Source organism: Burkholderia cenocepacia (genome assembly GCF_900446215.1).
GTDB classification, from domain to species: Bacteria; Pseudomonadota; Gammaproteobacteria; order Burkholderiales; family Burkholderiaceae; genus Burkholderia; species Burkholderia cenocepacia.
Window position 1 is genome coordinate 934,622 of record NZ_UAQZ01000012.1, and the last position, 20,408, is coordinate 955,029.

At 67.9% G+C, this 20,408-nt stretch carries 16 protein-coding genes; 13 read left to right on the forward strand and 3 right to left on the reverse strand.

What is annotated here, in order from left to right; translation table 11 throughout:
* The first annotated feature begins 183 nt into the window (after positions 1-183).
* The 6 genes from DTA15_RS21905 to DTA15_RS21930 all read left to right on the forward strand — a co-directional run bounded on the left by DTA15_RS21905 (position 184) and on the right by DTA15_RS21930 (position 5,553).
* Positions 184-846 (forward strand): response regulator, encoded by a 663-nt coding sequence (locus DTA15_RS21905; RefSeq protein ID WP_006481728.1) that lies wholly within the window; start codon positions 184-186, stop codon positions 844-846.
* A 3-nt stretch (positions 847-849) separates the two neighbouring features.
* On the forward strand, positions 850-2,196 hold the full coding sequence (locus tag DTA15_RS21910; RefSeq protein ID WP_012492850.1) for an ATP-binding protein: 1,347 nt from the start codon (positions 850-852) through the stop codon (positions 2,194-2,196).
* Positions 2,197-2,297: 101 nt separating this feature from the next.
* Positions 2,298-3,782 (forward strand): DegQ family serine endoprotease, encoded by a 1,485-nt coding sequence (locus tag DTA15_RS21915; protein WP_006490099.1) that lies wholly within the window; start codon positions 2,298-2,300, stop codon positions 3,780-3,782.
* Between the two features lie 108 nt (positions 3,783-3,890).
* A complete protein-coding gene (locus tag DTA15_RS21920) occupies positions 3,891-4,328 on the forward strand; it encodes a carboxypeptidase-like regulatory domain-containing protein (RefSeq protein ID WP_006490101.1) in 438 nt (145 codons plus the stop codon).
* Between the two features lie 129 nt (positions 4,329-4,457).
* The gene (locus DTA15_RS21925) at positions 4,458-4,817 is read left to right on the forward strand and encodes a DUF427 domain-containing protein (RefSeq protein WP_006497332.1); all 360 of its coding nucleotides are present in this window, start codon (positions 4,458-4,460) and stop codon (positions 4,815-4,817) included.
* A gap of 28 nt (positions 4,818-4,845) precedes the next feature.
* The gene (locus DTA15_RS21930; protein WP_006490089.1) at positions 4,846-5,553 is read left to right on the forward strand and encodes an SRPBCC family protein; all 708 of its coding nucleotides are present in this window, start codon (positions 4,846-4,848) and stop codon (positions 5,551-5,553) included.
* A gap of 51 nt (positions 5,554-5,604) precedes the next feature.
* Here DTA15_RS21930 and DTA15_RS21935 read toward each other — a convergent pair whose 3' ends face one another.
* Entirely contained in the window at positions 5,605-6,612 is a 1,008-nt protein-coding gene (locus DTA15_RS21935; protein WP_006490095.1) for a helix-turn-helix domain-containing protein, read from the reverse strand.
* Between the two features lie 152 nt (positions 6,613-6,764).
* Here DTA15_RS21935 and DTA15_RS21940 point away from each other — a divergent pair, with 152 nt between their 5' ends.
* Complete coding sequence (locus tag DTA15_RS21940; RefSeq protein ID WP_006497329.1) at positions 6,765-7,442, forward strand: cysteine hydrolase family protein; 678 nt, start codon at positions 6,765-6,767, stop codon at positions 7,440-7,442.
* A gap of 37 nt (positions 7,443-7,479) precedes the next feature.
* On the opposite strand, the gene DTA15_RS21945 is transcribed toward DTA15_RS21940, so the two are convergent.
* On the reverse strand, positions 7,480-8,121 hold the full coding sequence (locus DTA15_RS21945; protein WP_006486802.1) for a TetR family transcriptional regulator: 642 nt from the start codon (positions 8,119-8,121) through the stop codon (positions 7,480-7,482).
* Between the two features lie 400 nt (positions 8,122-8,521).
* Here DTA15_RS21945 and DTA15_RS21950 point away from each other — a divergent pair, with 400 nt between their 5' ends.
* From DTA15_RS21950 to DTA15_RS21960, 3 genes are read left to right on the forward strand one after another with little or no spacing between them, the layout of a single operon-like run.
* Positions 8,522-9,796 carry an efflux RND transporter periplasmic adaptor subunit gene (locus tag DTA15_RS21950; protein WP_006497328.1) on the forward strand — a complete coding sequence of 425 codons (1,275 nt, stop codon included), beginning with the start codon at positions 8,522-8,524 and terminating at the stop codon, positions 9,794-9,796.
* A gap of 15 nt (positions 9,797-9,811) precedes the next feature.
* Positions 9,812-13,012: an efflux RND transporter permease BpeB gene (gene bpeB, locus DTA15_RS21955; RefSeq protein WP_006482626.1), complete on the forward strand. Its 3,201-nt coding sequence runs from the start codon at positions 9,812-9,814 to the stop codon at positions 13,010-13,012.
* Positions 13,012-14,535 (forward strand): efflux transporter outer membrane subunit, encoded by a 1,524-nt coding sequence (locus DTA15_RS21960; RefSeq protein ID WP_012492848.1) that lies wholly within the window; start codon positions 13,012-13,014, stop codon positions 14,533-14,535. Before bpeB ends, DTA15_RS21960 begins: the two co-directional genes overlap by 1 nt.
* Before the next feature lie 374 nt (positions 14,536-14,909).
* On the opposite strand, the gene DTA15_RS21965 is transcribed toward DTA15_RS21960, so the two are convergent.
* Entirely contained in the window at positions 14,910-16,286 is a 1,377-nt protein-coding gene (locus tag DTA15_RS21965; protein ID WP_006487579.1) for a nucleobase:cation symporter-2 family protein, read from the reverse strand.
* A gap of 438 nt (positions 16,287-16,724) precedes the next feature.
* On the opposite strand from DTA15_RS21965, the gene DTA15_RS21970 reads away from it, so the two are divergent.
* The 3 genes from DTA15_RS21970 to fghA all read left to right on the forward strand — a co-directional run bounded on the left by DTA15_RS21970 (position 16,725) and on the right by fghA (position 20,377).
* A complete protein-coding gene (locus tag DTA15_RS21970; protein ID WP_020979426.1) occupies positions 16,725-18,191 on the forward strand; it encodes a xylulokinase in 1,467 nt (488 codons plus the stop codon).
* Positions 18,192-18,405: 214 nt separating this feature from the next.
* A complete protein-coding gene (locus tag DTA15_RS21975; protein ID WP_006483756.1) occupies positions 18,406-19,512 on the forward strand; it encodes an S-(hydroxymethyl)glutathione dehydrogenase/class III alcohol dehydrogenase in 1,107 nt (368 codons plus the stop codon).
* 16 nt (positions 19,513-19,528) lie between these two features.
* The gene (gene fghA / locus DTA15_RS21980; protein ID WP_006483753.1) at positions 19,529-20,377 is read left to right on the forward strand and encodes an S-formylglutathione hydrolase; all 849 of its coding nucleotides are present in this window, start codon (positions 19,529-19,531) and stop codon (positions 20,375-20,377) included.
* The last annotated feature ends 31 nt before the right edge of the window (positions 20,378-20,408 follow it).

Genomic DNA, 20,408 nt, shown 5'->3' on the forward strand with positions numbered 1-20,408 from the left:
GAATACGGGAAAAGCAGGGGGCTCGGGCAGGACGCGCGGGGGCGCCGAAGCGCACATTGTAGAGACAAGTCGGGGCAGGCCCCTTGCAATCCGCCTTACTGTTGCATTGCATGGTGCCGCGCACCCGATTCGCGGCGCTACAATGGTCGCCGTGTTTGACTCGCCCCATGGATGCGTGGCCCGATGCGGATTCTGCTTGTCGAAGATGATCGAATGATTGCCGAGGGCGTGCGCAAGGCGCTGCGCTCGGACGGCTTTGCGGTCGACTGGGTGCAGGACGGCGACGCCGCGCTGACGGCGCTCGGCGGCGAGACGTACGATCTGCTGCTGCTCGATCTCGGCCTGCCGAAGCGCGACGGCATCGACGTGCTGCGCACGCTGCGCGGGCGCGGGCTCGCGCTGCCGGTGCTGATCGTCACCGCGCGCGACGCCGTCGCCGATCGCGTGAAGGGGCTCGACGCGGGCGCCGACGATTACCTCGTCAAGCCGTTCGATCTCGACGAGCTGGGCGCACGGATGCGCGCGCTGATCCGCCGTCAAGCGGGGCGCAGCGAGTCGCTGATCCGCCACGGCGCGCTGACGCTCGATCCCGCGTCGCACCAGGTGACGCTCGACGGCGCGCCCGTTGCGCTGTCCGCGCGCGAGTTCGCGCTGCTCGAGGCGCTGCTCGCGCGGCCGGGCGCGGTGCTGTCGAAGAGCCAGCTCGAGGAGAAGATGTACGGCTGGGGCGAGGAGATCGGCAGCAACACGGTCGAGGTCTACATCCACGCGCTGCGCAAGAAGCTCGGTTCGGACCTGATCCGCAACGTGCGCGGGCTCGGCTACATGGTCGTCAAGGAAAGCTGACGCGTGCGGTCGATTCGTCATCAACTGCTGATCTGGCTGCTCGCGATCGTCGTCGCGGGCGTGGGCGCCGCGGGCTGGCTCATCTACCGGCAGGCGCTCGCCGAGGCGAACGAGCTGTTCGACTACCAGTTGCAGGAAATCGCCGCGGCGCTGCCGTCGGAGCCGTTCTCGCAGGTGTTCGGCTCGCGCACCAACGGCGACGAAGGCATCGTGATCCAGATCTGGAATCGCAACGGCGTGCTGATGTACTTCTCGCATCCGCGTGCGCCGATCGCGCCGCGCGCGGAGCTCGGCTTCTCGACCGAACGCACCGATCGCGGCGAATGGCGCGTGTACGGCGCGATCGTCGGCGACAACGTCGTGCAGCTCGCGCAGCCGCTGTCGGTGCGCAACCGGCTCGCGGCGAACGTCGCGCTGCGCACGCTGTGGCCGCTGATCGTGCCGCTGCCGTTCCTCGGCGCGGCCGCGTGGGGGATCGTCGGGCGCGGGCTCGCGCCGCTCGGCCGCGTGGCGCGCGCGGTCGAGGCGCGCCGGCCGGAAGCGCTCGATCCGCTGCCCGACGCGCGCCTGCCGCTCGAGGTGCAGCCGCTCGTGCGGGCGCTGAACGGGTTGCTTGCGCGACTGTCGGCAGCGCTCGACACGCAGAAGGCGTTCGTCGCCGACGCCGCGCACGAATTGCGCACGCCGCTCGCGGCCGTGCAGATCCAGGCGCAGCTCGTCGCGCGCGCGAAGGACGATGCGTCGCGCCGCGAGGCGATCGCAGATCTCCAGGACGGCGTGTCGCGCGCGACGCGGCTCACCGAGCAACTGCTCGCGCTCGCGCGCGCCGAGCCGGACGGCGCGACGATGCGCGAGCCGGTCGACCTGCAGGCGCTGCTCGCCGAATGCGTGGCCGCGCATGCGCCGCTCGCGCAGCGGCGCGACATCGATCTCGGCTTCGAGGAAACGCGCGCGGCGAGCGTCGTCGCGGACGTTGGCGCGCTGCGCGTGATGTTCGGCAACCTGCTCGACAACGCGGTGAAATACACGCCGGACGGCGGCCGCATCGACGTATCGTTGACGCGCGACGCGGCCGGCCGCGCCTGCGTGCAGATCGGCGACAGCGGGCCGGGCATTCCGGCCGACGAGCGCGAGCGCGTGTTCGACCGCTTCTATCGCGACAGCACGGCACGGGCACGCACCGACGTGTCGGGCAGCGGGCTCGGGCTCGCGATCGTCAAGCGCGTGGCGGCGCAGCAGGGCGCGACGGTGTCGCTCGGCGATGCGGCCGCGGGCGGCCTGCTCGTCAGCGTTGTGTTCCGCGATGCCGAGATGCCGGCCCCGGCTTCGCAGCCGTCCGAAACCGTCTGAAGGGGCGGCGCGGGCAGCCGCTTAAGCCCCGCTTAAGGCTGATTAAGCCTCCTTTAAGTCAGGGTCGTTACGCTGCGTCCTAACAAAGAGGAGGTCCTACGATGAACACCCGATTCCTTGCGCGCGGCGCCGTCGCGGTCGCCGTGGCGGCCGCCCTGTCGGCCGGCTATTTCGCCGGCACCCGCCGCGCCGATCCGCAGATCATCACGCCCGCGCAGGCGGCCGCATTGATGCCGGCCGAAGCTGCCGCCAAGACCGGCATTCCCGATTTCTCCGGGCTCGTCGAGACCTACGGCCCGGCGGTCGTGAACATCAGCGCGAAGCATGTCGTGAAGCAGGTGGCGCGGCGTGCGCCGCAGCCGCAACTGCCGATCGATCCGAGCGACCCGTTCTACCAGTTCTTCAAGCACTTCTACGGCCAGGTGCCGGGCATGGGCGGCGACGCGCAGCCGGACGACCAGCCGAGCGCGAGCCTCGGGTCGGGCTTCATCGTCAGTTCCGACGGGTACATCCTCACCAATGCGCACGTGATCGACGGCGCGAACGTCGTCACGGTCAAGCTGACCGACAAGCGCGAATACAAGGCGAAGGTCGTCGGCTCCGACAAGCAGTCCGACGTCGCCGTGCTGAAGATCGACGCGAGCGGCCTGCCGATCGTGAAGATCGGCGATCCGGCGCAGAGCAAGGTCGGTCAGTGGGTCGTCGCGATCGGCTCGCCGTACGGCTTCGACAACACGGTCACGTCGGGCATCATCAGCGCGAAGTCGCGCGCGCTGCCGGACGAGAACTACACGCCGTTCATCCAGACCGACGTGCCGGTGAACCCCGGCAACTCGGGCGGCCCGCTGTTCAACCTGCAGGGCGAGGTGATCGGCATCAACTCGATGATCTACTCGCAGACGGGCGGCTTCCAGGGCCTGTCGTTCGCGATCCCGATCAACGAGGCGATCAAGGTGAAGGACGAGCTCGTGAAGACGGGCCACGTGAGCCGCGGCCGGCTCGGCGTGGCCGTGCAGGGGCTGAACCAGACGCTCGCGAGCTCGTTCGGGCTGCAGAAGCCGGACGGCGCGCTCGTCAGCTCGGTCGACGCCAACGGTCCGGCCGCGAAGGCCGGCCTGCAGCCGGGTGACGTGATCCTGTCGGTCAACGGTTCGCCGGTCGCCGATTCGACGTCGCTGCCCGCGCAGATCGCGAACCTGAAGCCGGGTTCGAAGGCCGACCTGCAGATCTGGCGCGACAAGTCGAAGAAGTCGATCACCGTGACGCTCGGCGCGATGGCCGACGCGAAGCTCGCGTCGAACGACGGCGGGCCGGTCGAACAGGGCCGCCTGGGTGTCGCGGTGCGGCCGCTGTCGCCGCAGGAACGCAGCGCCGACAACCTGTCGCACGGGCTGATCGTGCAGCAGGCCGGCGGGCCGGCCGCCAACGCGGGCATCCAGCCCGGCGACGTGATCCTCGCGGTGAACGGCCGTCCGGTCACGAGCCCCGAGCAGTTGCGCGACGCGGTGAAGGGCGCGGGCAACAGTCTTGCTCTGTTGATCCAGCGCGATAATGCACAGATCTTCGTGCCGGTCGACCTGAGCTGACCGGCCACGGCCGACGGCCGGCCCGGCCGGCCGTGGCGGGCGCCGCCGCCGCTCGATCGATCGCGTGACGCCGCGCCCCGTATGTGTTCCGACCCCAAGGAGAGAGCCATGCAATATCTACGCAACGTGTCCCGATTTGCCGTCGCCGCGGCGCTGACCGCCGGCCTCGCAGCCGGTGCGACCGGCGCGTACGCGCAGTCGGACGGCTTGCCCGCCGCGCGCCAGCAAGGCGATGTCACCTTCGTGTCCGGCGGTGTCGGGCAGGACGAATCGACGGCGTTCCAGCGCAACGAGTCGCAGTGGCCGCTGGCGCTGCGCTTCACCGGCAAGGGCGGCGAGTTCCTGGCCGACGTCCATGTCCGGATCGTCGACGGCAAGGGCGCCGAAGTGCTGAAAACCGACACGCGCGGGCCGTACATGCTCGTGAAGGTGCCGCCGGGGCGCTATACGGTGCACGCGTCGTACCAGGGCAGCGACGAATCGCGCGCCGTCACGGTCGGCGCGAAGGGCGGCGCGAAAGCCGCGTTCCAGTGGAGTGCGCAGTAGCCCGTCGCGCGCGGCCGGGCTCCCGGTCGCGCAATCGGACGAAGTTTCGCCCATAATGAAAGCCACGGCATGCGTGCCGTGGCTTTTTCGTTTCCTGCCCCCGGCCTGACGCCGCCCGAAGGAGAAACGATGTCCGATGCAGCCGACCCCCGACTCGAAATCGTGCCGAACCGTCATCGCGTGCGCGTGATTCATCGCGGCATCACCTATGCCGATTCGCACGGCGCGCTGACCGTGCGCGAGGCGGGGCTCCCGGACATTCATTACCTGCCGCGCGGCGACGTCAACATGCGCCGGCTCGTGAAATCGGGCGTCACGTCGGCCTGCCCGTTCAGGGGGCAAGCCGTGCATTTCGACTTGCAGACGGAAGACGGCGTGATCGAGAACGCCGCATGGAGTTACGAAGAACCGAAGGAGGCGGCGGCCGTGCTCGCGCACTACGTCGCCTTCGATGTCGCACGGGTCGACAGTCTCGTCGAGACGTCCTGATGCGGCGCGCGTTCATCGGGGAGGCGTCATGGAACTGAACGACACGTTACGCGTACCGCTCGCGCCGCCTGTCGTGCGGGATGCGCTGGAGGATCTCGCGCTGCTGCGAGCGAGCTTCGACCATTGCGAATCGTTCGTGAAACTCGCGCACGGCGAGTTCGCGCTGACGATCACGGTGCCGCTCGGCCCGCTGCGCGCCCGCTACGACGTGCGCGCGCATGCGGCCGCCGAGCAGGGCGACGCCGAAGGTCGGCCGCGCCGGGTGCTCAACTTCAAGGCGCGGGCCGACGGCCTCGGCGCGCTGCGCGGCCAGGTCGAACTGGTGCTGACGCCGGATGACGATGCGAACGCCACGCGGATCGAATACGTGGTCTGGGCGACGGCGAGCGGGCCGCTCGCGGAGTTGCCGGCGCGGCAGATCGACAATGCGCTGCGCGAATGGACCGACACGTTCTTTCGCGAGTTCTGCGCGGTCGTGCAGGCGAAGCACGGTCTCGCGCCGAATCGCGCGCGCGCCCCCGCGCAGCGCCGCCAGCATGTCTTCCTGCGGCCGGCGTCGCTGGTGGCCGCGACGAAGCGTTCGCTGCCGCCGCATCTCGGCGGCGCGCTGAGCGGGCGGGCGGCGAGCGCGCTTCCGCATCGCGATTCGGGCACCGTGCCCGTATGGGCCTGGGCGGCGATGATCGTGTTCGTCGCGTTGCTGCTTTACGCGGCGCGCTGGATCAACGGCGGCTGAGCGGCTGCCCGGTTCCGCTTCGAGGCCTGCCCGCCACGCGCGCGGCCGGCGTCAGTGTCCCGCGTCGGCACGGGCTCCGGCGCCGCGAAATTCCCTTCGATACGCAGACGGCGACGTGCCGAGCGCGCCCGCGAAATGCTGGCGCAGCGACACGCTCGAGCCGTAGCCGGCCGCCTGCGCGATCGCGTCGATCGACTGCCCGGTGGTTTCGAGCAGATGCTGCGCACGCGCGAGCCGTTCGGCCTGCAGCCACGCGGTGACGGTCGTGCCCGTCGCCTGGCGGAAGTGGCGCGTGAACGTGCGGCGGCTCATCAGCACGCGTTCGGCGAGCGAATCGACGCTGTGCGCGGCGTCGAGATGCGCGCGCACCCAGTCGAGCAGGCCCGCGAGCCGTGCATCGCGCGGGTGCGCGGCGACCGGCTGCGGTACGTATTGGGCCTGTCCGCCCTGGCGGTGCGGCGGGATCACGAGGCGGCGCGCGATCCGGTTCGCGGCGTCCGAGCCGAAGCGCCGCCGCACGACGTGCAGGCAGCAGTCGAGGCCGGCGGCCGTGCCGGCTGACGTCATCAGGTTGCCGTCGTCCACGTAGAGCACGTCGGGATCGAGTTTCACGCGCGGAAAGCGTTGGGCGAAATCGTCGGCCCACGCCCAGTGCGTGGTGGCCGGACGGCCGTCGAGCAGGCCGGCCGCGGCGAGCACGTAGGCACCGAGGCACAGGCCCACGAGCTCCGCGCCGCGCGCGGCGACCTCGCGGACCGCATCGAGCAGCGCGTCGGGCGGCGCTTCGTCCGGGTCGCGCCAGGACGGCACGATGACGATGTCCGCGTCGTCGAGCGCGTCGAGCCCGTACGGTGCGGTGATCGTGAAGCCGCCTGTCGTCGCGAGCGGGCCGCGCTCGGCCGAGCAGACGCGGAACTCGAACGCGGGCGACGCGGCCGCATCACGCTCCTTGCCGAACACGACCGATGGCACGGACAGGTGGAACGGACTGATGCCGTCGTACGCGATCACGGCGACGATGGTCGGAACGGACGGGGCGGGCGACGCGGCGGCGAGCATGGCGGATTCCGGAAAGGCGATGGCCCGATTTTATCGAAGAATGGCTATCGGGCCACTATCGGCATACGCGCTGCGGTCCGACAATGCATCCCATCGCACTGCTGGCCGCCCTGCTCCGGGGCGGGGCAGCGCCTCCCGACCAGGAGTCCGCCATGCTTGCCGCCGCGTCGCCCGCCGTCCCGCAATCCGCTTCCCGTCCCGCTGCCCGCCGCGCACTGATCGTGATCGACGTGCAGAACGAATACGTGACGGGCAACCTGCCGATCGAATATCCGCCGCTCGACGTGTCGCTCGCGAACATCGGCCGGGCGATCGACGCCGCGCACGCGGCCGGCGTGCCGGTGATCGTGGTTCAGCACGTCGCGCCGGCCGGTGCGCCGATCTTCGCGCCCGGCACCGACGGCGTCGCGCTGCACACGGTGGTCACCAGCCGCCCGTACGCGCACCTGATCGAGAAGGCGCAAGCGAGCTCGTTCGCCGGCACCGATCTCGCCGCGTGGCTCGACGCGCACGGAATCGACACGCTCGCGGTGACCGGCTACATGACGCACAACTGCAATGCGTCGACGGTCTATCACGCGGCGCATGCGGGGCTGAAGGTCGAATACCTGAACGACGCGACGGGCGCGCTGCCTTACGAGAACGAAGCGGGGGCGGTGAGCGCCGAAGAGATTCACCGCACGTACGCGGTGGTGTTCCAGTCGAATTTCGCGGCGGTGATGTCGACCGACGCGTGGATCGCGGGGCTCGCCGGCGCACCGATGCCGGCGCGCGATTCGGTGGCCGCGTCGAACCGGCGGGCCCGCGCGCGGCGCGCGAAGGCGGCCTGACCCGGCACGGCGACGCGGCGCGCGATGCGCCGTGCCGTCAGTCGCGGTCCTTCAGCATCGCCGGGCTGTAGCGCAGCATGTCGAAACAGCCGTCGACGAGCTTTTCCGCATGCTGCTCGGCGTCGATCTCGTCGGGCAGCATCAGCATGTCGCGCACGAAGCCGCTGACCAGCGTGTGCAGCATCAGCGTCGCGCGCCACGTGTCGAGCCGCTCGGGCAGCAGCTTGAGCCCCACGGCCACCGCGAGATCGGCGTCGATCATGTGCAGCGCCTCGCTCATCCCCGCGCGGTTGCGCTGCAGCAGCGGCTCCATGTCCGCGACGTACTCGCACTTCATGAACAGGATGCTGAACACGCGGCGCAGCTGCGGGTCGCGCTGCACGCCGAGCAGGCACCAGATCAGGATCTGGCGCACCTTCTCCAGCGGATTGCCGCCCGGCGCGTCGAGCGGCATCCGTTTCAACTCGTCGATCGGCAGGAACACGCGGTCGAACATCGCATCGAACAGTTCGCTCTTGTTCGCGAAATGCCAGTAGATCGCGCCGCGCGTCACGCCGGCGTGCTGCGCGATGTCCGCGAGCGACGTGTGCGACACGCCTTTCTCGAAGAACACGTGTTCGGCGGCGTCGAGAATGCGATTGCGCGTCTCGAGCGCCTCCTCCTTGGTACGTCTGACCATGTGCAGGCCTGATTGGATCGATCGTAGGTGAATATAGGGTCCGCAACCCCTCGTCGCCGTCACGCAGACGGGCTATGCTTGCTGCTGGTAACAATCTGTAAGACTGGACAGCGGGCGGAGTACAAACGGGCTTTTTACATACATTCGTGAATGTATATACAATACCACCCTACGATCGAATGACCCAAGTGGCAATCAGTTAATATCCCACTCTGCTGATTCCCGCCCTAGTACCAGTCCGCAGTTCGCGGCATCCCCGTCGGCACGGAGGTCTCGTGCCGACGTGCTGTATCTGGCAGTCCAGTAATTCAGGTGTTCGATCTGCGCCGCGAGGCGCATCCGTGTTGCGCTCCGGTCGGGCGTGGCACTTATTCCATTGGTTATACACAGAGGTCGCTCCATGCGCGTCGAACGGGTTCCATACCGCTTAATCACTGTCGCGACGGCCGCCGTTTTCCTGGCCGCGTGCGGGAAAAAAGAATCGGCACCGCCGCCGCAAACGCCGGAAGTCGGCGTCGTCACCGTCCAGCCGCAATCCGTACCGGTCTTCACCGACCTGCCGGGCCGCACCAGTGCATTCCTCGTCGCGCAGGTGCGCGCGCGGGTCGACGGCATCGTGCTGCGTCGTGAATTCACCGAGGGCACCGACGTCAAGGCCGGCCAGCGTCTCTACAAGATCGATCCGGCGCCGTACATCGCGGCCCTGAACAGCGCGAAGGCGACGCTCGCGAAGGCGCAGGCGAACCTCGTCACGCAGAACGCGCTGGTCGCGCGCTACAAGGTGCTGGTCGCCGCGAACGCGGTCAGCAAGCAGGACTACGACAACGCGGTCGCCACGCAAGGGCAGGCCGCGGCGGACGTCGCGGCCGGCAAGGCGGCGGTCGACACCGCGCAGATCAACCTCGGCTACACGGATGTCGTGTCGCCGATCACCGGCCGCGTCGGCATCTCGCAAGTGACGCCGGGCGCCTACGTGCAGGCGAGCCAGGCGACGCTGATGTCGACCGTGCAGCAGCTCGATCCGGTGTACGTCGACCTCACGCAGTCGAGCCTCGAAGGGCTGAAGCTGCGTCAGGACGTGCAGAGCGGCCGTCTGAAGACGACCGGTCCGGGCGCGGCGAAGGTGTCGTTGATTCTCGAAGACGGCAAGACCTATTCGGAGCCGGGCAAGCTGCAGTTCTCGGACGTGACGGTCGACCAGACCACCGGCTCGGTGACGATCCGCGCGGTGTTCCCGAACCCGAATCGCGTGCTGCTGCCGGGCATGTTCGTGCGTGCACGGATCGAGGAAGGCGTGAACGAGAACGCGTTCCTGGTGCCGCAGATCGGCGTCACGCACGACCAGAAGGGCCAGGCGATCGCGATGGTGGTGAACGCCAGCAACAAGGTCGAGCCGCGTCCGCTGAAGACCACCGGCATGCAAGGCCAGAACTGGGTCGTCGAAGGCGGTCTGCAGGCGGGCGATCACGTGATCGTGCAAGGCGTCGACAAGGTGCGCCCGGGCGCGACCGTGAAGACGGTCCCCGCGCAGCTCGCCCCGGCGGCCGATGCCGCTTCGGGCGCTGCTGCCCCCGCCGCGCCGGCCGCTGCCGGGTCCGGCGCCGCTGCCGCTTCCGGTGCCGCCGCATCGGGCGCCGCGCCGGCGAGTGCTGCCGCTGCTTCGAGCGCGAAATAACAGGGAGCCTGTTTCATGGCAAAGTTTTTTATCGATCGCCCGATCTTCGCGTGGGTGATCGCCATCATCCTGATGCTGGCCGGGGTTGCGGCGATCTTCACGCTGCCGATCTCGCAGTATCCGACGATCGCGCCGCCATCGATCCAGATCACCGCGAACTACCCGGGCGCTTCCGCGAAGACGGTGGAAGACACGGTGACGCAGGTGATCGAGCAGCAGATGAGCGGTCTCGACAACTTCCTGTACATGTCGTCGACGAGTGACGATTCGGGCAACGCAACGATCACGCTGACCTTCGCGCCGGGCACCAACGCCGACATCGCGCAGGTCCAGGTGCAGAACAAGCTGTCGCTCGCGACGCCGGTTCTGCCGCAGGTCGTGCAGCAGCTCGGTCTGTCGGTCACGAAGTCGAGCAGCAGCTTCCTGCTGGTGCTCGCCTTCAACTCCGAAGACGGCAGCATGAACAAGTACGACCTCGCGAACTTCGTGGCGTCGCACGTGAAGGATCCGATCAGCCGGCTGAACGGCGTCGGTACCGTCACGCTGTTCGGCTCGCAGTACGCGATGCGGATCTGGCTCGACCCGAACCGCCTGACCAACTACGGCCTCACGCCGGTCGACGTCAGTTCGGCGATCACCGCGCAGAACGTGCAGATCGCGGGCGGCCAGATCGGCGGCACGCCGGCCACGCCGGGCACCGTGCTGCAGGCGACGATCACCGAATCGACGCTGCTGCAGACGCCCGAGCAGTTCGGCAACATCCTGCTGAAGGTCAACCAGGACGGCTCGCAGGTGCGCCTGAAGGACGTCGCGCAGATCGGCCTCGGCGGCGAAAACTACAACTTCGACACGAAGTACAACGGTCAGCCGACCGCGGCACTCGGTATCCAGCTCGCGACCAACGCGAACGCGCTCGCGACCGCGAAGGCCGTGCGCGCGAAGATCGACGAGCTCGCACCGTTCTTCCCGCACGGCCTCGTCGTGAAGTATCCGTACGACACGACGCCGTTCGTGAAGCTGTCGATCGAGGAAGTGGTCAAGACGCTGCTCGAAGGTATCGTGCTCGTGTTCCTCGTGATGTATCTGTTCCTGCAGAACCTGCGGGCGACGATCATCCCGACGATCGCGGTGCCGGTCGTGCTGCTCGGTACGTTCGCGATCATGTCGATGGTCGGCTTCTCGATCAACACGCTGTCGATGTTCGGCCTCGTGCTCGCGATCGGCCTGCTGGTCGACGATGCGATCGTGGTGGTCGAGAACGTCGAGCGCGTGATGGCGGAAGAGGGGCTGTCACCGAAGGAAGCGACCCGCAAGGCGATGGGCCAGATCACCGGCGCACTCGTCGGCGTGGCGCTCGTGCTGTCGGCGGTGTTCGTGCCGGTGGCGTTCTCCGGCGGCTCGGTCGGCGCGATCTATCGTCAGTTCTCGCTGACGATCGTGTCGGCGATGGTGCTGTCGGTGCTGGTCGCGTTGATTCTGACGCCGGCGCTGTGCGCGACGATCCTCAAGCCGATCCCGCAAGGGCATCACGAAGAGAAGAAGGGCTTCTTCGGCTGGTTCAACCGCACGTTCAACAACAGCCGCGACAAGTACCACGTCGGCGTGCACCACGTGATCAAGCGCTCGGGCCGCTGGCTCATCATCTATCTGGTCGTGATCGTCGCGGTCGGGCTGCTGTTCGTGCGCCTGCCGAAGTCGTTCCTGCCCGATGAAGACCAGGGCCTGATGTTCGTGATCGTGCAGACGCCGTCGGGCTCGACGCAGGAAACGACCGCGAAGACGCTCGCGAACATTTCCGACTACCTGTTGAAGGACGAGAAGGAAATCGTCGAATCGGCGTTTACGGTCAACGGCTTCAGCTTCGCGGGTCGCGGCCAGAACTCGGGTCTCGTGTTCGTCCGCCTGAAGGACTACTCGCAGCGTCAGCATGCGAACCAGAAGGTGCAGGCGCTGATCGGCCGGATGTTCGGGCGCTACGGGAGCTACAAGGACGCGCTCGTGATCCCGTTCAACCCGCCGTCGATTCCTGAGCTCGGTACGGCTGCCGGCTTCGACTTCGAGCTGACGGACAACGCCGGTCTCGGCCACGACGCGCTGATGGCCGCACGTAACCAGCTGCTCGGGATGGCATCGAAGGACCCGACGCTGCAGGGTGTGCGTCCGAACGGCCTGAACGATACGCCGCAGTACAAGGTGAACATCGACCGCGAGAAGGCGAATGCGCTCGGCGTGACGGCGGATGCGATCGACCAGACGTTCTCGATCGCCTGGGCGTCGAAGTACGTGAACAACTTCCTCGACACCGACGGCCGGATCAAGAAGGTGTACGTGCAGGCCGATGCGCCGTTCCGGATGACGCCGGAAGACATGAACATCTGGTACGTGCGCAACGGGTCGGGCGGGATGGTGCCGTTCAGCGCGTTCGCGACCGGTCACTGGACGTACGGTTCGCCGAAGCTCGAGCGCTACAACGGTGTGTCGGCGATGGAAATCCAGGGGCAGGCCGCACCGGGCAAGTCGACCGGTCAGGCGATGGCCGCGATGGAAACGCTCGCGAAGAAGCTGCCGGTCGGTATCGGCTATTCGTGGACGGGCCTGTCGTTCCAGGAAATCCAGTCCGGTTCGCAGGCGCCGATCCTGTACGCGATCTCGATCCTCGTCGTGTTCCTGTGTCTCGCGGCGCTGTATGAAAGCTGGTCGATCCCGTTCTCGGTGATCATGGTCGTGCCGCTCGGCGTGATCGGTGCGCTGCTCGCGGCCACGATGCGCGGCCTCGAGAACGACGTGTTCTTCCAGGTCGGCCTGCTGACCACCGTGGGCCTGTCCGCGAAGAACGCGATCCTGATCGTCGAGTTCGCGCGCGAACTGCAGCAGACGGAGAAGATGGGGCCGATCGAGGCCGCGCTGGAAGCGGCGCGCCTGCGGCTGCGTCCGATCCTGATGACGTCGCTCGCGTTCATTCTCGGCGTGATGCCGCTCGCGATCAGCAACGGCGCGGGTTCGGCCAGCCAGCACGCGATCGGTACGGGCGTGATCGGCGGGATGATCACGGCGACGTTCCTCGCGATCTTCATGATCCCGATGTTCTTCGTGAAGATCCGCGCGATCTTCAGCGGCGAGAAGGAAGACGTCGACGAGGCGCTGCGCCTGGCTCAGGAGCACTCGCACCACGAAGAGAAGCCGGGCAACGGCGACGAAGGCAACAAGGGACAGTGATGATGCAAAAACACGCTTTGACTGCAATCGCAGTCGCGCTCTTTGCCACGGGCTGCACGATGGCGCCGCACTACAAGCGGCCCGACGCACCCGTCGCGCAGGCGTACCCGGCCAGCGGCGTCTACGCGACGCAGCCGGGCGCGGCCGGCGCGCGCAGCGCGAATGGCCAGGCGGCGACTGCCATCGGCTGGCGCGAATTCTTCGTCGATCCGCGCCTGCAGCGGCTGATCGAGATCGCGCTGAAAAACAACCGAGACCTGCGCGTATCGGTGCTCAATATCGAGGCCGCGCGTGCGCAGTACCAGATCACGCGTGCGGGGCTGTTCCCGACGCTCGACGGTACGGGTACGGGCAACCGTCAGCGTTTGCCGAATTCGCTGACGGCCGTGCCGGGCCGGAACATCACGACGACCTACAACGTCGGGCTGTCCGCGTCATGGGAACTCGACCTGTTCGGCCGCGTGCAGAGCCTGAAGGATCAGGCGCTCGCGCAATACCTGTCGACGTCGTACGCGCGGCAGGCGTCCGAGATCTCGCTGGTGTCGCAGGTCGCGGATCAATATCTGACGCTGCTGTCGACCGATGATCTGCTGAAGGTCACGGAGGACACGCTGAAGACCGCGCAGGCATCGTACGACCTGACCAAGCTGCAGTTCGACAACGGCACGGGCTCCGAGCTCGAGCTGCGTCAGGCGCAGACGGTGGTCGAGACGGCGCTCGCGAACCAGCAGGCGCAGGCGCGAGCCCGCGCGCAGGCGCTGAACGCGCTGGTGCTGCTGATCGGCGAGCCGCTGCCGGACGATCTGCCGGCGGGCATGCCGCTCGATGCGCAGAACCTGCTGACGGACGTGCCGGCCGGGTTGCCGTCGGACCTGCTGACGCGTCGTCCTGACGTGATGCAGGCCGAGCAGACGCTGCTGGCCGCGAATGCGAACATCGGCGCGGCGCGCGCGGCGTTCTTCCCGAAGATTTCGCTGACGGGCGCGTTCGGCACCGCGAGCCCGACGCTGGGCGGCCTGTTCAAGGCCGGCACGGCGGCGTGGTCGTTCGCGCCGAGCATCGCGCTGCCGATCTTCGAAGGCGGGCAGAACATCGCGAACCTCGATCTCGCGAACGTGCAGAAGCGCATCGAGATCGCGAACTACGAGAAGGCGATCCAGTCGGCGTTCCGCGAAGTGTCGGATGGTCTGGCCGCACGCGGCACGTACGACCAGCAGATCGCGGCGCTCGAGCGCAACGAGCACGCGCAGCAGCGACGCTTCGATCTGTCGGACCTGCGCTACAAGAACGGTGTCGACAGCTATCTGTCGGTGCTGACCGCGCAGACGGATCTGTACGCCGCGCAGCAGTCGCTGATCAGCGCACGTCTGGCACGCTGGACGAATCTGGTCGACCTGTACCGCGCACTGGGCGGCGGGTGGATCCAGCGCGCCGGCGAGACGCCGCGCGCGCCGGATGCGCCGGTCGATTACGACAAGGCGGCTGCGCCGGCGCCCGCGTCGGCAACCGCGACGAACGGGTAAGCACCGAGAAGGCAGGCGCGGGTTATCGCGCTTGCGCTTCGAACCGGCTGTATGCGGAAACGAGAACGCCACGGACGAAGGTCCGTGGCGTTTTCTTTTGTGTTGTCGAATCGTGCGGGGGACGGGCGCTGTCGTCGTGACGATGCGTGCGCGGCGTTCCGCTGGTACCGATCACGCCGACCGCACCAACCGCGTCACGCCTGGCGGTCAGTCGGCATTCCGCATCATGCGCCGGCGATCCATCTGCTCGCGCGAAGCGCGTTCACCCCCGCACCACGCGTGGTCCCGCACCCCCAAAACAAAACGCCACGGCATGCCGTGGCGTTTCTCGTTACCGCCGTCACCGCTTCGCGCCATCGTCCGGCGCGGCGCGATCAGTGGTGCACGTCGGCGGGCCGCCCGTCGAAGTCGTGTCCCGCGCGCCGAATCTCGCAGCGCGCATCCTTTTCGCCTTTCACGCCGTTGAACACGATGTTCAGGATCACGGCCGAGGCCGATGCCAGCAGGATGCCGCTATGCAGGATCGGTGCGAGAGCGGGCGGCAGCTTCGAGAAGAAGTGCGGCGACACGACCGGCACGAGGCCCATGCCGACGCTCACGGCGACGATGAACAGGTTGTGCGAGTTGTTCACGAAGTCGACCTTCGACAGCACCTTGATGCCGTTCGCGGCGACCATCCCGAACATCACGATGCCTGCGCCGCCGAGCACGAACGGCGGCACCGACGCGACGACCTGCGCCATCTTCGGGAACAGGCCGAGCAGCACGAGGATCACGCCGCCCGTCGCACACACGAAGCGGCTCTTCACACCCGTCACGCCGATCAGGCCGACGTTCTGCGAGAACGACGTATGCGGGAACGAGTTGAAGATGCCGCCGATCAGCGTGCCGAGGCCGTCGACGCGCAGGCCGCGCACGAGGCGCTCCTGATTGACCGGGCGATCGACCATGTCGCCGACCGCGAGGAACATGCCGGTCGATTCGATGAACGTGACGAACATCACCGTGACCATCGTCACGATCGACAGCGGATCGAAGTGCGGCAGGCCGAAGTGGAACGGCATCACGAAGCCGACCCACGGCGCATGCGCGACGCCGTCGGTGTTCACGCGGCCGATCGCGAAGGCGATCGCGAAGCCGGCGACGATGCCGAGCAGCACCGAGATGTTCGCGACGAAACCGCGGCCGTACTTGTTGATCAGCAGGATCAGCGTGAGCACGAGCAGCGACAGGCCGAGATAGACCGGGCTGCCGTACTCGGGGTTGCCGACGCCGCCGGCTGCCCAGTTGATGCCCACTTCCATCAGCGACAGCCCGATCACGGCGATCACCGTGCCGACGACCACCGGCGGGAAGAACCGCAATAGCTTGCCGATCATCGGCGCGAGCACGATGCCGATGATGCCGGCCGCGATGGTCGAGCCGAAGATGTCGAGAATGCCGAGGCCGGGGTTCGTGCCGATCGCGATCATCGGGCCGACGGCCGCGAACGTGCAGCCCATGATGACGGGCAGGCGGATCCCGAAGATCCACAGGCCGAGCGTCTGGATCAGCGTGGCGATGCCGCACGAAAACAGATCGGCGCTGATCAGGAACGCGATCTGGTCTTTCGGCAGCTTGAGCGCGGCGCCGACGATAAGCGGCACGGCGACGGCGCCGGCGTACATGACGAGGACGTGTTGCAGGCCAAGCGTTACCAGCTTGCCGGTCGGCAGCACCTCATCGCACGGATGGACCGTGTTCGATTGCATCTGTCTCACTCCATGATCTTGTTTTCGGGGTGATACGAAGTTATTCGGAATGAATCCATGCAACAAGAGCACTGGGTTCTATTCCGTTCTTTGCTGGTTCGATATGCCATTTCGGCATGGAGCAGGGGGGCGATCATCGGGAAACTGCCGCAGGAGTGAGGTTCACCGGTTTTATAGCGCTTCAAAATAGCGCCGGCCCCCATGTCAAATATGGGCCGCTTTATGGTGTGTATCGGGTCGGCCGCATAGTGGCAAAAAGGGGGGGGCGGAAAGCGTGCCGGGTTAACCCGCGAGCGGCCGCTTTTGCGTGCAAGGTGCAGCCCGGTCAAACCCGCCGGCCGAGCGCCGTTTCGACGCGTCGACGTGACGGCAAAAAACGGGGCGCACATCGCGATCCCGTTATCATCGACATCCGTTCATACGAATCCCCCTCACGTCATGCGCCTGCTCGGAATCGACCTCGGCACCGGCTCCGTCAAACTCGTCACGCTCGATGCCGACGGCGTCGAGCGGGCGGTCGCGAGCGAACCTTATGCGTTGTCGTCGCCGCAGCCGGGCTGGGCGGAAATCGCGCCCGACACCTGGTGGCAGGCGCTGGTGCGCGCGGCCGCGCGGCTGCCGGCCGACGAGCGCGCGCAGGTCGCGGCGATCGGCTTTTCGGGCCAGATGCATGGCGTCGTGCTGATCGACGCGGCCGGCCAGCCGGTGCGGCCCGCGCTGCTGTGGCCGGACACGCGCGCGGTGCGGGAGGCGGATGCAGCGAGCTGGCCGGCGTCCGGATCGCCCGTCGCCGGGTTGCCCGTCGCCCCGAATCCCGTCGCGCCCGGCATGGCCGGCCCGCTGTTGCGCTGGCTGGCCACGCACGAACCCGCTGCGCTGCGCGCCGCGCGCTGGGCCGTGCAGCCGAAGGACTGGCTGCGCATCGCGCTCGGCGGCGATGTCGCGGCCGATCCGAGCGACGCGTGCGCAACCGCGCTCGCGACGCCCGACGGCGCGTGGGACAACGCATTGATCGACACGCTCGGCTTGCCGACCGACCGCTTCGCGCCGGTGCGTGCGTCCACCGCGCGCTGCGGCGTGCTCGGCGCGCAGGCTGCCGCCGCGCTCGGCCTGCCGGCCGGCGTGCCGCTCGCGACGGGCGCGGCCGATACCGCGTGCGCGGCGCTCGGCAGCGGGCTGGCCGTCGCAGGCGACGCGCTGCTGACGACCGGCAGCGGCGGGCAGATCGTCGTGCTCGCGGACGCGTTGCCGCCCGCGCGGCGCGGCTTGCATCGCTATCGTGCGGCGGCCGGCGGCGGCTATTACACGATGGCCGCGATGCAGAACGTCGGGCTCGCGCTCGAAGCCGTGCGCGGCTGGCTCGGCTACGCGCGATGGGCCGATGCATATGACGATGCGTTCGCGCAGCCGGCGTCGGAGCGGCTGTGCTTCCTGCCTTACCTGACCGGCGAACGTTCGCCATGGATGAACCCCGATGCGCGCGGCGGCTGGCTCGGCCTCGGGCTCGGCGACACGCGCGGCGCGATGATGCGCGCCGCGTTCGAAGGCGTCGCGTTCGCGTTGCGCGCGGGGCTCGATGCGATCCGCGACGCCGATCGCCGTGATGCCGTGACGACGCTGCGTCTCGCGGGCGGCGGCTCGGTCGATCCGCGCTGGCGCCAGTTGCTCGCCGACGCGCTCGGCGCGTCGCTGCACGCGATCGATTGCCCGAACGCCGCGACGCGCGGCGCCGCGTTGCTCGCAGGCGTCGCGATCGGACATTGGCGTGAAGATGCGTTGCGCGCGCTGGCGCCGACTGCGTCGCCGGTCGCGACCCCGCACGACGATCGCCGGCTGGCTGCCCGCCACGCGCGCTTCGTCGATCTGTACGTTCGCACGGATGCATGGTTCACGACGGGCGTTTAAACTCGAGCACTTGTTCTTTTGCGTCAGCGATGACGCATCCTGGCAAGCCGGCGACCGTTTCCCGCACGCGATGCGCGGCGGGAGCGGCCATCATGGCGAGCACGAGATTCTTTCGCCGTGCCCCGCGGCACGGCTTCGACCGCTTTGCACGAAACCCCGGCCGGCGCCGATCCGCCGGCCCGGGCCGATCTCACAGACATACAGGAGTGACACGATGAAGACGAAAGCCGCGATTGCATGGAAGGCCGGTGCGCCGCTCACGATCGAGGAAGTCGATCTCGAAGGGCCGCGCGCCGGCGAAGTGCTGATCGAAGTGAAGGCGACGGGCATCTGCCACACCGACTACTACACGCTGTCGGGCGCCGATCCGGAAGGGATCTTCCCGGCGATCCTCGGCCATGAAGGCGCGGGCGTGGTGGTCGACGTCGGCCCCGGCGTCGGCACCGTGAGGAAGGGCGACCACGTGATTCCGCTCTACACGCCCGAATGCCGCGAGTGCAAGTTCTGCCTGTCGCGCAAGACCAACCTGTGCCAGAAGATCCGCGCGACGCAGGGCAAGGGCCTGATGCCGGACGCGACGTCGCGCTTCTCGCTCGACGGCAAGCCGCTGTTCCACTACATGGGCACGTCGACGTTCTCGAACTACATCGTCGTGCCGGAGATCGCGGTCGCGAAGGTGCGCGAGGACGCGCCGTTCGACAAGATCTGCTACATCGGCTGCGGCGTGACGACGGGCGTCGGCGCGGTCGTGTACTCGGCGAAGGTCGAGGCCGGTGCGAACGTGGTCGTGTTCGGCCTCGGCGGGATCGGCCTGAACGTGATCCAGGGCGCGAAGATGGTCGGCGCGGACAAGATCATCGGCGTCGACATCAACCCGAAGCGCGTCGAGCTCGCGAAGAAGTTCGGGATGACGCACTTCATCAACCCGAACGAGGTCGAGAACGTCGTCGACCACATCGTGCAGCTGACCGACGGCGGCGCCGACTACTCGTTCGAATGCGTCGGCAACGTGAAGCTGATGCGCCAGGCGCTCGAGTGCACGCACAAGGGCTGGGGCCAGTCGTTCATCATCGGCGTGGCGGCAGCGGGCGAGGAAATCAGCACGCGCCCGTTCCAGCTGGTGACGGGCCGCGAATGGAAGGGCTCGGCGTTCGGCGGCGCACGCGGGCGCACCGACGTGCCGAAGATCGTCGACTGGTACATGGAAGGCAAGATCAACATCGACGACCTGATCACGCACACGCTGCCGCTCGAGCGGATCAACGAAGGCTTCGACCTGATGAAGGCCGGCGAGTCGATCCGCTCGGTCGTGCTGTACTGACCGGGAGCGAATCGTCATGCTCGAACTCGTTTCCTCGCATGCGTGCCACGGCGGCGAGCAGCGCTTCTACCGTCACGATTCGGCAGTCATCGGCCTGCCGATGAAGTTCTCGGTGTACCTGCCGCCACAGGCCGCGCACGGCCGCGTGCCGGCGCTGTTCTATCTCGCCGGGCTCACGAGTACCGACGAGACGTTCGCGATCAAGGCCGGCGCGCAGCAATACGCGGCGCAGCACGGCATCGCGCTCGTGATGCCCGACACGAGCCCGCGCGGCGCGGGCGTGCCGGGCGAGACCGATGCGTGGGACTTCGGCGTCGGCGCGGGCTTCTACGTCGATGCGACCGAAGCGCCGTGGTCGACGCACTACCGGATGGAGTCGTACGTGACGGGCGAGCTGCGCGAGCTCGTCGCGGCCGAACTGCCGATCGACGGCGCGCGGCTCGGCATCTTCGGCCACTCGATGGGCGGGCACGGCGCGCTGACGCTCGCGTTGCGTCATCCGGGGCTGTACCGGTCGGTGTCGGCGTTCGCGCCGATCGCCGCGCCGACGCGCTGCCCGTGGGGCGAGAAGGCGTTCTCCGGCTATCTCGGCGCCGATCGCGACGCGTGGAAGGCGCACGACGCGAGCGAGCTGGTCGCGCGCGCCGATGCGCCGAAGTTCGCGGACGGCATCCTCGTCGATCAGGGGCTGGCCGATCAGTTCCTCGCGAACCAGCTGAACCCGGACGTATTCGAAGCCGCGTGCGCGAAGGCCGGCCAGCCGCTGACGCTGCGCCGCCATCCGGGCTACGACCACGGCTACTACTTCATCTCGACGTTCATCGCCGATCACCTCGCGCATCACGCGCGCGTGCTGGCGCGGTGAGCAAGGGCGCAAGCCGGTAACGCACACGGCG

What these genes read in the sequence shown, in the direction of transcription:
- DTA15_RS21905 (WP_006481728.1), top strand. Translation starts at nt 184, where the DNA reads ATGCGGATTCTGCTTGTCGAAGATGATCGAATGATTGCCGAGGGCGTG.
- DTA15_RS21915 (WP_006490099.1), top strand. Translation starts at nt 2,298, where the DNA reads ATGAACACCCGATTCCTTGCGCGCGGCGCCGTCGCGGTCGCCGTGGCG.
- DTA15_RS21920 (WP_006490101.1), top strand. Translation starts at nt 3,891, where the DNA reads ATGCAATATCTACGCAACGTGTCCCGATTTGCCGTCGCCGCGGCGCTG.
- DTA15_RS21925 (WP_006497332.1), top strand. Translation starts at nt 4,458, where the DNA reads ATGTCCGATGCAGCCGACCCCCGACTCGAAATCGTGCCGAACCGTCAT.
- DTA15_RS21930 (WP_006490089.1), top strand. Translation starts at nt 4,846, where the DNA reads ATGGAACTGAACGACACGTTACGCGTACCGCTCGCGCCGCCTGTCGTG.
- DTA15_RS21935 (WP_006490095.1), bottom strand. Translation starts at nt 6,612, where the DNA reads ATGCTCGCCGCCGCGTCGCCCGCCCCGTCCGTTCCGACCATCGTCGCC.
- DTA15_RS21940 (WP_006497329.1), top strand. Translation starts at nt 6,765, where the DNA reads ATGCTTGCCGCCGCGTCGCCCGCCGTCCCGCAATCCGCTTCCCGTCCC.
- DTA15_RS21945 (WP_006486802.1), bottom strand. Translation starts at nt 8,121, where the DNA reads ATGGTCAGACGTACCAAGGAGGAGGCGCTCGAGACGCGCAATCGCATT.
- DTA15_RS21950 (WP_006497328.1), top strand. Translation starts at nt 8,522, where the DNA reads ATGCGCGTCGAACGGGTTCCATACCGCTTAATCACTGTCGCGACGGCC.
- bpeB (WP_006482626.1), top strand. Translation starts at nt 9,812, where the DNA reads ATGGCAAAGTTTTTTATCGATCGCCCGATCTTCGCGTGGGTGATCGCC.
- DTA15_RS21960 (WP_012492848.1), top strand. Translation starts at nt 13,012, where the DNA reads ATGATGCAAAAACACGCTTTGACTGCAATCGCAGTCGCGCTCTTTGCC.
- DTA15_RS21965 (WP_006487579.1), bottom strand. Translation starts at nt 16,286, where the DNA reads ATGCAATCGAACACGGTCCATCCGTGCGATGAGGTGCTGCCGACCGGC.
- DTA15_RS21970 (WP_020979426.1), top strand. Translation starts at nt 16,725, where the DNA reads ATGCGCCTGCTCGGAATCGACCTCGGCACCGGCTCCGTCAAACTCGTC.
- DTA15_RS21975 (WP_006483756.1), top strand. Translation starts at nt 18,406, where the DNA reads ATGAAGACGAAAGCCGCGATTGCATGGAAGGCCGGTGCGCCGCTCACG.
- fghA (WP_006483753.1), top strand. Translation starts at nt 19,529, where the DNA reads ATGCTCGAACTCGTTTCCTCGCATGCGTGCCACGGCGGCGAGCAGCGC.